We start from the raw sequence: 13,689 nt of genomic DNA, 5'->3' as shown, positions 1-13,689 counted from the left end.
AACAGTCTGCTCATTCACCCATTTATTCATTCGTTCATTGATTTAACTGAGGTGGTATTCAGCCAGGCCCATCATGGTGCGCAGTAGCGCCTGCAGCTTGGTTTGCACGGCGGTTTTCTTGGCCGTGTTGGTGGGGTTGGCCAAGTAATCCTGCCACTCCACCGTCCACTCAAAATCGGGCAGGCCGGGCAGCAGCACGTCGTTGAGGTAGCTGAGCTGGTTGGTAGTCAGCTCAATCGGGAACAGCAGGCGCGCCAGCTCGGCAATGAGCAGGTTGGCATCGGCGGCCGTGGCGGCGGGCAGCGTCTGAACCAATGCCACGGCATCAATACGCAGCACGAAGCCGTTGCGCGAAATGCCATTGGTGCTGATGAGCGTATCGGTCACCTGGTTGCGGCGGGGCAGGGTTACGGCGTTTATCCACAGCTCGTAATACTGCGGGGTTTGCCAGTACGCGGGCCAGCCAGCCACGTTGGGCGGGTCGCCGAGGAGCTGCTGCTGCACGTTGGTGATGGAGTTGATGTAGTCCCACACGCTGTACTGGGTGGTGAGGGCCGCACTAGTGGGGTAAGCCATCTGCAGCTGCCGGCCCACGGTCAGCGTGAAATCAAGCGGACTTTTAATCAGGCAGCCCTGGTTTACTGCATCAAAGAAATGCTCACTGCCAAGCAGGGTGCGCAACACCGGAGCTACCTCGTAGTTGCTGCGGATGAGCAGCTGGGCCAGGGGCTCGATGACGTTCTGCTCGGTGGTGGCATCAATCACATAGTACACAAACCAGCGGTACAGCTTGCGGCACAGAAACCGGGCCGTATCAGCCTGCCCGAAAATCATGTCGATAAGCGTGGCGTACTCCTGGTCGGCCCCGTTGCTGATAACGCGGCTGCCAAAGGCGCTGCTGAACTGCTTGCTGCCGGTATCATGCCGGCTGGCCGTGAAATAGCCCTGCAGCGTGGTAGTATTATCGCGCCAGCCGGTAAGCACCCGGGCGGCGGCTTTCACGTCGTCCTCGGTGTAGGTGGTGTAGTTGCCGGGGCCAATCAGCGGGCCTTTCCCGATGGTGAACAGTTCCAGCAGCTCCCGACCGTAGTTCTCATTGGGGGCCCCGGCCGTACTCTGGTTGCCGTTGAGGTAGCGCAGCATAGCCGGCGTAATGGTCACCTCCTTGGCCAGCTGCCGCACGTTGCCCAGCGCGTGCCGGCGTAGCAAACGGCAGTACTCATAGCCGTAGCGGGCGTCGTTAATGTCGCCCAGTTCCACCACGAAGTGGTTGTGCCAGAACAGAGTCATCTTCTCCGCCAACGACATGCCCTGCTGCTGGAGCTGGCCCAGCCACCACGCCCGCAGCGAGGCGCGCCGCACGCCCTCCACGTTCTGGTCGAAGGGCTGCGTTACCCAGGTCTGCCCAATCGGTACGCTCGTGTCTGTGGCCGAGACATTCAGGGGCGGGGCCGGGGCCGCGGGAACCGTAAGTAGTCCATTCAACGCCTGCATCAACGACTGGCCTGCCACCGCTAAAATTTCCTGTCGGGTGGGGCCAAACAGGCAGCGCCGCAGCAAATGGGCCGCCTGCGCGTAGCCCCAGGGGCCGGTGTAGGGACTGAGTCCCGCCGTGGTGCGGGCCGTGCGGGGCAGTTGTTTATTGGCGAACCGGCTAATCGTTTCGTCGTCGCTGGCAGCCACGGCTACCTCCTGAGATATGGCTGGGGCAAGAGGCAACCCGACAGCGGGCTTGCGCAGAAAGGCTCGGCGGTTCATCAGGCAGAATGTAGGTGTGGAGCGAAGGCAGATCGGTAAAAAAACGAGGAGAGTGTACTGTCAATGACTTTCCAAGATAGTGAAGGTTTAATGAGTGTCTTTCAAGAAGTTGGTAGCAATGCGTGAAAACTACTGTAGAGCTTGTGTCTGGCGCATCTGCTGACTTCCGAAATCGGGCACATGGAAAGGCCCTCCGCTGGAAAGACCACAAAAAAAGCCCCGCCGGTAAGGGCGAGGCTTTCGGCATTAAACCGGTTGTAGCACTGACTTATTCGTAGACTTTCACCACAAACACGTAGTCCTGAAGCTTGCGGATTTGCTGGGGCCGGGAGGTGCCGGTGAGCTGGTTGGTGCGCGGCATATTGTATGGCTTGCCAGCCCCGGCCGTACCCAAAGAGTCCACCAAACGCATCAGGTACGACGACTTGGTGGCGAAAGCGGCGCTCTGCACGTCCATCTGCCGGCCGCTGATGATGCCGATGAGGTTGCCCCGATCATCCAGCAGCGGGCCGCCCGAGTTGCCGGGGTTTACCGGAATGCTGATCTGGTAGAAGCCCGTATCGCCCTCGAAGCCCGAGCGGGCACTCAGCGAGCCGTCGTTGAACACGAGGTCTTCACGCGGGTAGCCCAGCGTGTACACCCGCTCCCCCAGGTCCGACTGGCCACGCTTGAACGAGTAGGGCAGGCGGCCGAAGCCTTTGAAGTTCTTGTCCTTGATCTGCAGAATAGCCAAGTCGTGAGCCACATCGGTAAAGACCGGCTCGGCACGGTAGCGCTGCCGCTCACGGCTCTCAATCAGCAAGGAGTCAGCGCCCTGAATCACATGGTAGCTGGTTACCAGGTAGCCATCGGCCGTGAGGGCGAAGCCTGTGCCACTGAATTTACCGGGGTTTACCTTCTCCGGAGTTGCGGTGGCATCAATCTGGTTGAGGGTGCGGTTCATGCTGCGCTGGTTGCGCTTGATGCGCTCCACCTCCCGCCGCAGCACGGTGTAGCCGTACAGGGAGGGTTTCTGCGAGGCCCGGTACATTTCCATGCCCAGCAGCGTGGTGAATACGGCCAGCACCGCCACGGAGGCGGCTACCATCATGGTAGCACGATGACCATGCCAGAACTGGCGCAGCTTCTCCTCAGTGCGCGAAATGCGCAGAGCCGGCCGCGGGGCGCGGCCAGTGGCAAACTGCTCGTGGCGCTCATCCTCCTCGGCGGCTTTGGCCAGGGGAGTAAGGCGCACGGCCCGTTCGGCGTCCATATCTGCGTGGATGGCGTGGAGCTTGCGGCGCAGGGCCAGCCGGCGGCCGTAGGCCGTGAGCGTACCCGTGAGTTCCTCAAACTCCTGCAGGCGCCGGGCCAGCTCAGGGTCGGCAGCGAGGCGGTGCTCCAGCGTGGCACGTTCCTCCTCGGCCAGCCCGCCGGAGCGGTAGGCGTCAAATAAAGCGTAATAGTCGGCTTCGGTTTTCATGCTTTGGTAGTGCCTAGTGCTTAGTGTCGGGTGCTTAGTGCTTAGTCTGTTAAACCAAACACCAGGCACCAAGCACTAGGCACTATCAACTAAACTCTATATCTGCTCCTGGTACTGATTGAAAAAGAGCTTTTTCAGGCGTACCAGGCACTTGTATTTCTGGTTCTTGGCATTGTCGGCGTTGGTGTAGCCAAACTCCGCTGTAAGCTGCTGCATCGACTTGTCGAGCAGGTAAAATCCTTCTAAAAGCGAGCGGCACGGCTCCCCGATGCGGTCCAGGGCCTGAGCCATGGTGCCCAGTCGCCGGTCCCGTTCCTCGGCCTCCTCCAGATCAGCCTCGGCCCCGGTTTCGAGATAAGGCTCGTGGTCATCGAGGCGGCCGCCGAAGCGGGTTTTGTCGGTGAGCCGTTTGAGCCACAGGCGGCGGCACACGGCGTAGAGGTAGGTTTTGATCTGGCAGCTGAGCTCCAGAGAGCCGTCGCGCACCTTTTCATAGAATACCATCACGCCCTCCTGGTACACGTCCTTGGCTTCGTCCTCGGTGCCGCTGTTCTGCAGCACATAGTGCGAAATCATGGGGAAGTGCAGCCGGTAGAGCTGCGCCAGCGCCCGGTCGTCGTCGCGGCGGATGGCCGCCACAAACTCCTCATCGGTGTAGGAAGGTTGTCCCTTACCCATTCGCTTTGTTGATTAATACGTTGTGAGCGGCCGGGTAACCCGCCGAAAAAATATTTTTAGAAACTGGGTTACCATTTCCGGATACCGGTATGAAGGGCGTTTTTGGACAAAAAAATTTCAAACCTACTAGTACAATGAAGAACCTCATCAAGGTATCCGCTCTGGCCGTTGTTTTCGCTGCTACCCTCGCTTCTTGCGGCGAGAAGAAAGTAGAAGAAACCACCACGACCACTGAAGCTACGACCACCGAAGCTACTACGGCTACCACCGACACCACGGTTGCTGCTCCCGCTACGGCTGACACCGCTGCTGCTGCTACGGCTGCTCCCGCTACTACGGAAGCTACCACCACTACCACCACCGAAGTTAAGTAATTACGCGCCGGCCCAGCCGGCTTGTAATGGCTGATAACCCGGACTCTGCCAAGGCGGAGTCCGGGTTATTTTTTTGCCGGTAGCCAGCCCGAAGATACAGCTATTCGGTTAGAGCTTTTCCTCCAGCCAGAGCAGGCCAGCACCCAGCAGAAACACAACAAAGCCTACCCAGCGGGGCCAAGCAGTGGTTTGCGTAACGGGAGCCCGGGCCAGCGAAGCCGGTGCTGTGCCCGTCTGCCGGCGGCCGGCAGACAGGTACCGGGCCTGCTGCCGCGGTAACCGCCAGGCCACGGAGTCGAAGACATACAGCCACTGGCGGGCCGGGCCCAGGCGGGCTTCGTGCCAGCCCGCCACCGAGGGCCAGTAGGTAGCGGCCGCCCACTCTGGCACAAGGGCATCCTGCCGAAGCACGACTTGAGTAGCCGTGCCGGCAGGGGCGTTTACCGTAAGTATGCCCGATGATGCACCTTCTGCCTGCAGCTGAACCGGCTCATCGGGCTGGGGCCAGGGCGTCAGAAGCCGAAGTGCCGGCCCCGCAGCCCGGGCCGGACGGATAGCCGACAGAATCTGACTCCAATAGGCGCCATACACTGCGGGCTGCTGCTGCAGAAGCCACGGAAACGTTTCGGTGGCGGTAGTAACGGCCACCTGCCCCAGTCCCACGCGCCGGGTGGCCGCTACCAGCTGCTGCCCGGGGCCGGTAATGAGGGGCCGGAGCTGAGCGGTTGCCTGCAGAAAAGAAAGTAGCGTAGCAGTTGCCCGGGGCGCATTCGGCCACTGCAGGGGGCTGGGCGTAGTAGTGGCGGCGGCTGGGCGGGGCAGTAGCCGGAAAGCCGCAGAGCCGGGCAGCTGCCGGGGAATGGCCGCCGCATCTGCCAGCAGCAGTGCACCACAGCTGCCGCGTTGTACGGCCCGGTTCAGCGCCTGAGCCTCATCGGGAGAAAGGCTGGTCAGCGTGCCGGCATCCGCTACTACCACCTCAAAGCGGGACAGCAGCTCCGGGGAAAGCCGGCTCAGGTTAAGCGGTGTCGGCAGGTTCAGGAACTCGGTTTGGGTGAGGCCCCGACTCAGGCCGGTACGCAGGGCCACGGTATGGTGCTGCGCGGCCAGCTCATTTTTCAGGAAGCGGATTTCAAACGAGGGCGCAGCCGCCAGTATCAGCACGTGCAGGAGGCGGGTAGGCAGCACTTCCAACGGCACCAGCTCCTGCGCCACCCGCTTGCCCTGGTGGTGGGCTTCCAGCCGGTACACGGCCCGGCCTTCGGCTTTGGGGGTGAAGCGCAACCGGAACACCCCACTGCCGGCCCGCAGCTGCACAGAGTCGCGGAGGGCACCGGCGGCGTACAGGCAGATCCACACCGGAGTTGCGGCATGGTGCTGAAAGCGGCCCTCAATAGCCCAGGGCTGCCCCAACTCAGACTGACGGGGCCAGTTGGCTGCCTGAAAACCGGTTGACGGAGCATCCTGATGGGGCTGCAGCTGAATACCGGCCAGCTCAGGTAAATCGGAGGCCGGGAGGCCCTGGCCCAGCACATGCAGCGTACGAAGCTGTGGCAACTGTTGCCGTAGGGCCGTCAGGTTGCTGACGGCCAGGGTGTCCGGGGCAGATGGAAGGCCGTAGTGCCGCACCGGCGTAGCAGAACCCAGCTGGCGGAGCAGCGCACGGAGGGTGTCGGGGGAGTACGAGGAGGTGAGCAGCACGGTCGCCGTGGGAGCCGTCGTGGTAGTAGTGCCGGTGGGCGGAAACGCCAGCAGCCCCAGACCCAGCGCCGCCAGCAGTCCGGCCGCCACTCGCCACGTCCGGCGCCGGGTATCGGGCCGGCGCAGGGCCAGTACCGTCAGAAGGGTTGCCAGCAGCAGGCAGAGGGCAAACGCGTAGAGCATGAAGTCGGGAAAGGAAAACACAGAATCAGCGGCTTAGCTCCTGCAGATACCGGCGGCTAAGCTGCGTGCCGGGCACCGCACGGGCCGTTGGAGCCGGGGCGGCGACGGGCAGCCGGCTGGTCAGGGCACGCTCCAGCAGGCTATACTTCACGGATGAAACCGGCTGCCGGGCGCGGATACCAGCCGCGAGTCGGCGCAGCTCCCGCAATGCCTCCAGGTATGCGCCGGGTTGCTGCAGTGCCGCCCGCGCCAACTCCTGCCCGGCCTGCTCCAGTACTACGGCACTGCCGGCCGGCGCTTTACCGCTTTGCTGATGCTGCAGTAGCACGGCCAGCGCCGCCCTCACAACCGGCTGCCGGGCCGGGGCCGGCAACTGCCGGCGGCGAGAAGTGGCGGCAGCGCCGGTGAGGTCACCAGTGAGGCGGGTAGTGGCTTCGGGCATGGGCGGGGGCGTGAAGCCGGCCTTTTTCACGTACGCCCGGGTTTGCTGCTGCACCTCTTTCAGCAGACGCAGGGCGCGGTACTCGTACGGCAGCGCCTCACGGGGGCGGCCGGTACGCAGACGCAGCTCCGCTTCCCACATTTCACTCAGCACGGCCCGCAGCTTGGCTTTCACGGCTGGTTCCAGAAAATCGGCCGTTTCGGCATCGTCGTGGTGGTGAATGTACGGGTCCATCAGCTCCGCCGTCAGCGCCTCATGGTCGGAGGTGCCGCCGGCGGGGGGCTGATGGCTGTGGTCGTGGCCATCATCGGCGGTGTGCTGCTCGGTAGCAGCGGCCGGTTCGGCTTCGGTGCGGTCTTCGGCCACTACCGAGCCCAGGCCCGGCTCTTCAGCGGGGGTGTCGGCAGTGGGCGGGCGGGTAGCCCCCCCAATGGTTTCGTCGGCCTCTTCCCCCAAAAACTTGCCGTAGCGCATACGCAGCACTTTCTGGTCGAAGCCGATGCCGTTGGAGCGGTCCAGCAGCACGGCCGCTGCCAGCTGTTTCTGTTCGGCCAGCAGCTTTTCCGTGTCAATGATAATCTGGCGCTGACTGCGGAAGTAGGCAGGAGCCGTATTCACGCCTAAAGAAACATCCAGCGCGCTTTCCTGCACGGTGGTGTCTTCCCATTGCACCAGGTAGGTGTCGGAGCGGGTGAGGTGCTGGTGGTTGTCCCAGGTTTGCAGGTAGAAATACACCTCGTCGCCGTACGTGAGGCCGAGGGCCGGCAGGCGCAGTACCGGCCGCAGGGTAGCCGTGGTGGGCTGCCCTGCCAGGCCGGCGCTCAACTCCGTCACCACCTCCCGGAACTTCACGGCCTCGCCCTGGCCCTGGGCCACGGTGGCTACCAGCCGGGCGCGGGTCAGGCCGTAGTCGTCGTGCAGCTGCGCCTGAATGTTCACCTGAGGCGGGCGGCCAAACTCCACCAGCGTGTACGCCTTGGGCGAGATAATCCGGATGGTGGGTGCCTGATCAGGCAGCGCTTCAATGGCGTAATCGTCGGAAGTTTGCTTGCCCAGCCGCAGCCGGTAAAGGGTGGTGGCTGTCAGAACCTGACTGGCAACAAACTCGGTTGGGTGGTTGGGCACCGGCTGCATCGGTATCCAGCGGCCTCCCAGGTCGAGAACCGGAGCGGTTGCGGTTGGCCGGCTCACGGTCACCAGCCACTGCACCTGGCTTTCCTGCGGACAGCGGAAGGAAGGCGTGGCAGGGGAGAAAACGGGTTTGCGGGTATAGGAGGGCGGAATCACGCGGAGGCGCGTTTGCAGGATGCGGGGTGCGGCAGCCGGCTGCGTCGGAGCCTCCGAGAAGCGCATGGGCACGGGCGGCCCCGCCCGCAAGGCCCTGGCCGCCGGCGTTGCCGGCCACCACCAGATGCCGGCCGCCAGTGCAAGCAGCCCTGCCAGTGCCAGCGAAGAAGCGCGCCACTGCACCGGCAGCAGCGGGCCGTGGGCCGCCAGCTCCGGCAGACGGGCCAGAAGCCGTTGCTGCTGCAGCTGCTCCAGTAAGTTCAGTTCCTCCTCCGGGCGTAGCAGCAGGGCCGTACTATCTTCCAGCTCAGGGTGCTGCCGGTTGAGGCGGCGCGCAATGGTGGACAGCGGCTCCCGCCAGATGCGCCAGAGCAGCCATCCGCTCACCAGAAGGAGGAGGCCCATAAGTCCGGCAGTAGCCATACGGGCCTCGGGCCACACGGCCGCCGCCACCCCCAGCACAACACCCGCGCCCAGCACCGGCAGCAGCAGGGCAGCCGTGCGGCGGCCGGCCCAGGCACGGGCAGCCGCCTGTACCGGCCCGGCCGACGAAACGGAAGAAGCAAGCAAGGGGCTCATGACAGCGGGGTTACAGGTGAAGTGCCCGGCCGACGGGCTGCCAGCAGCCGCTCGGCCGCAAACAGTAGTCCGGCGGCCAGTACCAGCCACGGAGTGAGTGGGCGGTGCGGGGCCAGCGGCTCAACCGCTCCGGAAGTGGCCGGGCGGGCACTTTGCAGCTGCGTAATGGCCAGTGGGCGCGTATCAACGGGAATAGTGAGGCCGACGGGCTGCAACAGGGGCAGTAGCAGATTCGGTAGCTCCGGACTATCGGCCAGGCCGCTCCAGGCAGGGTCGAGGCGAGTATGCAGCAGCAGGTGCCCCGCCGGTTGCTCACTGAGCAGCGCATGCCTCGAGGCAGTTTGCCAGACCACCGTACCGGCCGGTGCGGCCGTATCCAGCCGCTGCACCGCTATGGGCTGGCTTGCCCCAACAGGCTGAAATTGCGTGGGCAGCACAGATGCTTTTTGACTGGCTTCCTGCCAGATGTGGCGGCTCCTCGCCGCCGGGGCCGGCGCATCCCGAAGCCAGAAAAGCCAATCCAGCGAGTCAGATGGCAGCTCAGCGGCTACCGTCAGGCGAGGTGCCAGCGGCAGCACCGGCCCGATGGCCCGCAACGCTGCCATAACTACCCGGCCCGAAGCTGCATGGGCGGCATCGTAGCTTACGTGCCAGCGCGGCTGGCGGCGTATTACCGGTAGTGGCTGCTGCCGGCTTCCGTGCAGTACGTACACATGGCGCTGCGCATCGGTCCTGATTTCCACTCCGGGCAACAGCCGTAGTCTGCTGCCGGCAGCAGGCCAGCGCCGCCGGATTTTCTGAACCCGCAGGCTCGTCTCCGAGCCACTGGCCACCAGCACCGTCAGGCTGTCGGGGTGGGGCTGCCAGGCGGCTACGGCCTGCGTGCTGGAATCTGGCTGGGGCAGGGGCAGCCACTGTACCTGCGCCGGTAAAGCCGCCCGGGTACCGGTAAAACCGGCCAGCGTAAGCGGTGCCACCACCACCAGCGGCCGCCCCGGCAATGAGTCGGCGGCCTGTACGGTATGCCAGAGGTTGATGCTGCGCGCGGAATCCAGGGGCAGCCGCGCTGCTGTCGTCGTGTCGCCGAGGCCTGCACTGGCCCATGGCAGCGGGGCGCTTACCGGCCGCTCTGTGTGCAGCTGCCGCAACTGGTAGCCACGCTGCCGCAGGGAGTCCAGCGCTGGTTGCACGAGTTTCACATCTGCTTTCGTTACGCCCGGAGCCAGCAGTACCTGCCCCCGAAGCGGCGGGGCCGGCAGGAGCTGTGCCGGCTCTGCTACCGCCAGCGCCAACAACGCCACCAGGGCTGCCCGCAACAGAAACAACAGCAGCTGCTCGGGGCGCAGGCTGCGGAGGCGGCGGTTAGCGGCAGCTTCCAGCCATCGTATGCTGCCCACCCGCACTACGTGGCCCGGTCGTCGGTTCCAGAGGTAAATGGCCAGAGGCACCGCCAGGCCCAACAGGGCCAGCCAGCCGGCAGTGACGTGCGAAAAAATCAGGGGCAGCAAACGGAGCGCGGATTGAAAGTGCAGACTGGTTGAAACCCCAACGTAGTGAAGCCAACCCACAGACACAACTTTACCGCCCGGCGTTGCGGCGACTCAGGCGCAACACCGGCTGCCGAGCCACCGCCGTTACGGTAGCGGCTGCCGCAACTCCTGGTTCAGGGAAGCCACCAAGCCGGTCATGGCGTCCTGAATACCCAGGCACACCTGCAGCATGCGGGGTTTAGGCTTGCCTTCGGAAGTGTACTCGTCATAGTCGCGCAGCCGAGGCTCCACCGGTGCCCGGCGGGTTTGGGCGGCGGTGGTGCTGATGCGGGAGTAGTCGTCGGCCCGCTGCCACTGCGCCAGGCCATCGGCGGCGTGACCGGGAATATCGGTGTTGCTGTAGCTGGTTCCCGAATACAGCGGGTAGCTGATGTCCGTCAGCTCGTAGTGCAAGGCTCCCGGCTGGGCCCGCAGCCGAAACCGGAATACCAGCTCAATGCGGCGGGCGTCCTGGTTTTTCTGGGCGGGGGCCACCGCCTGCAGCATGGCCTGCCCGATGAGCACACCCCGGCCCGCATCGGCTAGCTGCACTACCGCCGAGTAATCCTCAAACTGCCGGGCCACCCACTCCTGGGCCCGGCCATACACTTCGGCCTGGGGCAGGCCGGCTGCGGGCAGCACGCCCCGGTACACAATCTGGTGCGTAACGGAATCGATGGGCACTACGGGCAGGGCCCGGTGGTAAGAAGAAGGCGGGATAGTTTGGGCACGGCCCGCTAAGGGGGCAGCCGCCAACAGGGCCGCGGCAAGTAGAGCGTAACGCATAGCAAAACTAGGAATAAGTACAGCTCCCGGCTCGCGCAAGTATCGGGCCCAATTCCCTCAGCCCCGGGCCCGCCGCCGCAGAAACTCGCGCAGGGCCTGGGTCAGTGGCTCGGCGGTGCTCAGCTGCTGGTAGTCGAAGCCGTGGGTACGGGCGCGGTGGGCCGTTTCGCGGAGCCACTGCTGCTGCTGCTGCTGCCAGGCGCGGCGTTGCTGGCCGGCATCCAACTGCAACTGCTGGCCGGTTTCCAGGTCCTCGAACGTCACGGCTCCCCGGTAGCTGAATTCCAGCTCGTTGCGGGCCATCAGGTGCAGTAGTAGTACCTCGCCAGTGGCGGCGCGCAGGCGCGTGAGCAGCTGCTCAATCTCCCCATTTTCCTCGTACAGGTCACTCACGCAGATGGTGAGGGCCGGCTGGCGGCGCGCCGTGAGCGGGGCCAGCGTGGCGGCATCGGGAAAGCGGCCGGCCGCTTCCAGATTTTCCAGCGTGTGATACAGGCGGGGCAGCTGCCGGGAGTCGGTGCGGGGGGGCAGATGCTGCAGGCCCCGTGGCTGCAGCACCGTAAGCGCCACGGCGTCGCCCTGCTGAGTGGCCACGTAGGCCAGGGCCGCGCACAACAGCTTGCCATATTGCAGCTTGCTCAGGCCATTATCGTCCTGGTGGTTCATGCTGGCCGTGGCATCCAGCACCAGGTGCACCACCAAGCTGGTGTCCACCTCCGATTCGCGCAGATAGTACCGGTCGGAGCGGGCCGCCAGCCGCCAATCGAGACGGCGCAGGTCGTCGCCGGGCTGGTAGGGCCGGTACTGGCTGAACTCCATGCCCGCGCCTTTACGCCGACTGGCGTGTGCACCGTGCAACACTCCCTCAGCCGCCCGGCGGGCCGCCAAAGGCAGGTTGTGCAGCGCATGCAGGTATTCGGGGGTAAGCATGGGAATAAGTTTCTGGTTGCGAGTTCCTGATTTCTGGTTATCGGCAACTAAGAGCTAGCAACTAGAAACCAGCAACTTTTAAATCCGAACGGCTTTCAGCAGCTCCCGCACGGCATCGTCGGGGGTGAGGTTTTCGGCGTCGGCGCTGAAGTTCAGCAGCACCCGGTGGCGCAGTACGGCGGGGGCCAGGGCCTGTACGTCTTCCAGCGTAGCGGCGAAGCGGCCGTGCAGCAACGCCCGGGCTTTGGCGCACAGAATCAGGGCCTGCCCGGCGCGGGGGCCAGCTCCCCAGCGGCCGTATTCCCGGATAAACGGTACTTCCGACGTGGCCGGCCGCGTGGCCCGCACCAGCCGGTTTACCAGACTCAGCAGCTCCTCACTGATGCTGACCTGCCGCGTGAGCAGCTGCAGCTGGCGTACTTCCTCACCGCCCAGCACGGGCTGCACCTGCTGGCGGCCGGTGCCGGTGGTGCCGCTCAGCACGGCCAGCTCTTCCTGCTCGGTGGGGTAGCCGATGCGCACGTACAGCAGAAACCGGTCGAGCTGGGCTTCGGGCAGCGGGTAGGTGCCGCTCTGCTCGATGGGGTTCTGCGTAGCCAGCAGAAAAAACGGCTTCGGCAGCGGGTGCTCCTGGCCGGCGTAGGTAACGTGGCCTTCCTGCATGGCTTCCAGCAGGGCCGCCTGGGTTTTGGGCGGCGTGCGGTTGATTTCGTCGGCCAGTACCAGGCTGGCGAAGATGGGGCCGGGGTTGAACTTGAAGGAGCGGTGCCCCGTGCCGTGGTCTTCCTCCAGAATTTCGGTGCCCAGAATATCGGTGGGCATCAGGTCGGGGGTGAACTGGATGCGGCGGAAGGGCAGGTCGGTAGCCTGGGCCAGCGTGCGCACCAGCAGGGTTTTGGCCAGGCCGGGCACCCCTTCCAGCAGCGCGTGGCCGCCGGCCAGCAGGGCCACCAGCACTTCTTCCAGCACTTCCTGCTGGCCCACAATTACCTTCCCAATTTCCTGTTTAAGCTGCGGTATCTTCTGGAGCAGGCGGGTTACGTCTTGTTCGGTCACGAAAAACGGTGTTGAAAAGTCGGAGGTAAGGCGGGCAGAGCTACTACAACAAAGTCAGCTGAAACGCGCCGGGGCTGCGTACGGTGGGCTGATTGTGGTAAATTTTTCCGGAATGGTAAAGTCTGATGCGGGTAGTAACTGGTTTGCGCCTCGCGCCGGCAAGCTGCTACTTCAGGCCATGATACGCAACTCCTCCCGCATTCTTCGCCGCCTGCTTGCTACCGCCCTGCTCAGCGCCGGCGTTACCGCCGCCCAGGCCCAAACCGCCCCCGATACTACGGCTCCCGTCCGGGTGGGATTTCGCCATGCCCTGCGGCTGGATGTGGGCGGGATTCTGCTCCGCAACTTTGCCTACAATGCCCTCAACTCCGACGCCCGCCTGCTGCTGCCGGTGCTGGTGGGCTACGAGCATCAATTGGGGCAGCGCAGCAGTGCCAACCTGGAGGTGCTGTTGAATGGCGGTCAGCCCACCGAGCGGCTGTCCGGCGCAGCCCTGCAGGGGCGGTACTATGTATACCAGGGGCGACAGTCAGGCCTGGCGGGAGTATATGCCGCGCCTACGCTGGGCTACCGCAGTGTGCGCCAAAATGCTTTCTATAACCACTACAACGAAAACCGCAAGCTGGGTGGCGCGGGCGTACTGCTGGGCGCGCAGCTGCCGCTGGGGCACCAAAGCCGCTTGCTGCTTGACATAGCGGGTGGAATAATGGCCTGGAAGCGGCTGGATAAAAATCCGTATGCCAGCACGCCCGGATACTACGATAACAAAACGTACTATGAGGAAGGCGGCGCTATTTTCGATGGTCGTCTCAGCCTGGGGTATCGGTTTTAACGTCCCGCAAGAGGGCAAAGCGTAGCTATAGGTAATAGTGAAGTATCTGTAAAAAGGCTTTGGCAGGGTTGAAAAAGAAGTTGTGCGATAAT

11 protein-coding genes are annotated in these 13,689 nt (G+C 64.1%); 2 read left to right on the top strand and 9 right to left on the bottom strand.

Annotated features, from left to right (window positions below; all coding sequences use genetic code 11):
* Window positions 1-42: 42 nt before the first annotated feature.
* The 3 genes from EI291_RS08585 to EI291_RS08575 form a co-directional block, all read right to left on the bottom strand.
* Window positions 43-1,758, bottom strand: a complete 1,716-nt coding sequence (locus tag EI291_RS08585; RefSeq protein ID WP_125419394.1) for a DUF1800 domain-containing protein — start codon at window positions 1,756-1,758, stop codon at window positions 43-45.
* 268 nt (window positions 1,759-2,026) lie between these two features.
* Window positions 2,027-3,220 carry a trypsin-like peptidase domain-containing protein gene (locus EI291_RS08580; protein WP_125419393.1) on the bottom strand — a complete coding sequence of 398 codons (1,194 nt, stop codon included), beginning with the start codon at window positions 3,218-3,220 and terminating at the stop codon, window positions 2,027-2,029.
* A 96-nt stretch (window positions 3,221-3,316) separates the two neighbouring features.
* Entirely contained in the window at window positions 3,317-3,898 is a 582-nt protein-coding gene (locus tag EI291_RS08575) for an RNA polymerase sigma factor (RefSeq protein WP_125419392.1), read from the bottom strand.
* A gap of 134 nt (window positions 3,899-4,032) precedes the next feature.
* Here EI291_RS08575 and EI291_RS08570 point away from each other — a divergent pair, with 134 nt between their 5' ends.
* A complete protein-coding gene (locus tag EI291_RS08570) occupies window positions 4,033-4,272 on the top strand; it encodes a hypothetical protein (RefSeq protein WP_125419391.1) in 240 nt (79 codons plus the stop codon).
* A gap of 108 nt (window positions 4,273-4,380) precedes the next feature.
* On the opposite strand, the gene EI291_RS08565 is transcribed toward EI291_RS08570, so the two are convergent.
* The 6 genes from EI291_RS08565 to EI291_RS08540 all read right to left on the bottom strand — a co-directional run bounded on the left by EI291_RS08565 (window position 4,381) and on the right by EI291_RS08540 (window position 12,765).
* Entirely contained in the window at window positions 4,381-6,177 is a 1,797-nt protein-coding gene (locus EI291_RS08565; RefSeq protein WP_148103396.1) for a hypothetical protein, read from the bottom strand.
* 4 nt (window positions 6,178-6,181) lie between these two features.
* Entirely contained in the window at window positions 6,182-8,464 is a 2,283-nt protein-coding gene (locus tag EI291_RS08560; protein WP_125419389.1) for a hypothetical protein, read from the bottom strand.
* Window positions 8,461-9,972 carry a BatA domain-containing protein gene (locus EI291_RS08555; RefSeq protein ID WP_170172569.1) on the bottom strand — a complete coding sequence of 504 codons (1,512 nt, stop codon included), beginning with the start codon at window positions 9,970-9,972 and terminating at the stop codon, window positions 8,461-8,463. The genes EI291_RS08560 and EI291_RS08555 overlap by 4 nt, the downstream gene beginning before the upstream one ends.
* 126 nt (window positions 9,973-10,098) lie before the next feature.
* Entirely contained in the window at window positions 10,099-10,779 is a 681-nt protein-coding gene (locus EI291_RS08550; RefSeq protein WP_125419387.1) for a DUF4468 domain-containing protein, read from the bottom strand.
* Window positions 10,780-10,836: 57 nt separating this feature from the next.
* On the bottom strand, window positions 10,837-11,709 hold the full coding sequence (locus tag EI291_RS08545; RefSeq protein ID WP_125419386.1) for a DUF58 domain-containing protein: 873 nt from the start codon (window positions 11,707-11,709) through the stop codon (window positions 10,837-10,839).
* A 78-nt stretch (window positions 11,710-11,787) separates the two neighbouring features.
* A complete protein-coding gene (locus EI291_RS08540; protein WP_125419385.1) occupies window positions 11,788-12,765 on the bottom strand; it encodes an AAA family ATPase in 978 nt (325 codons plus the stop codon).
* A gap of 112 nt (window positions 12,766-12,877) precedes the next feature.
* On the opposite strand from EI291_RS08540, the gene EI291_RS08535 reads away from it, so the two are divergent.
* Complete coding sequence (locus EI291_RS08535; protein WP_148103395.1) at window positions 12,878-13,597, top strand: hypothetical protein; 720 nt, start codon at window positions 12,878-12,880, stop codon at window positions 13,595-13,597.
* Window positions 13,598-13,689: the final 92 nt, after the last annotated feature.

It is taken from the genome of Hymenobacter rigui, assembly GCF_003944715.1.
Classification (GTDB): Bacteria; Bacteroidota; Bacteroidia; order Cytophagales; family Hymenobacteraceae; genus Hymenobacter; species Hymenobacter rigui.
Note: the sequence above shows the minus strand (reverse complement) of the source record. Positions and strands in the feature narration are given on the sequence as shown.

Excerpts from the sequence above, each read along its gene's own strand:
- EI291_RS08585 (WP_125419394.1), bottom strand. The coding sequence starts at position 1,758 with ATGAACCGCCGAGCCTTTCTGCGCAAGCCCGCTGTCGGGTTGCCTCTT.
- EI291_RS08580 (WP_125419393.1), bottom strand. The coding sequence starts at position 3,220 with ATGAAAACCGAAGCCGACTATTACGCTTTATTTGACGCCTACCGCTCC.
- EI291_RS08575 (WP_125419392.1), bottom strand. The coding sequence starts at position 3,898 with ATGGGTAAGGGACAACCTTCCTACACCGATGAGGAGTTTGTGGCGGCC.
- EI291_RS08570 (WP_125419391.1), top strand. The coding sequence starts at position 4,033 with ATGAAGAACCTCATCAAGGTATCCGCTCTGGCCGTTGTTTTCGCTGCT.
- EI291_RS08560 (WP_125419389.1), bottom strand. The coding sequence starts at position 8,464 with ATGAGCCCCTTGCTTGCTTCTTCCGTTTCGTCGGCCGGGCCGGTACAG.
- EI291_RS08550 (WP_125419387.1), bottom strand. The coding sequence starts at position 10,779 with ATGCGTTACGCTCTACTTGCCGCGGCCCTGTTGGCGGCTGCCCCCTTA.
- EI291_RS08545 (WP_125419386.1), bottom strand. The coding sequence starts at position 11,709 with ATGCTTACCCCCGAATACCTGCATGCGCTGCACAACCTGCCTTTGGCG.
- EI291_RS08535 (WP_148103395.1), top strand. The coding sequence starts at position 12,878 with ATGGTAAAGTCTGATGCGGGTAGTAACTGGTTTGCGCCTCGCGCCGGC.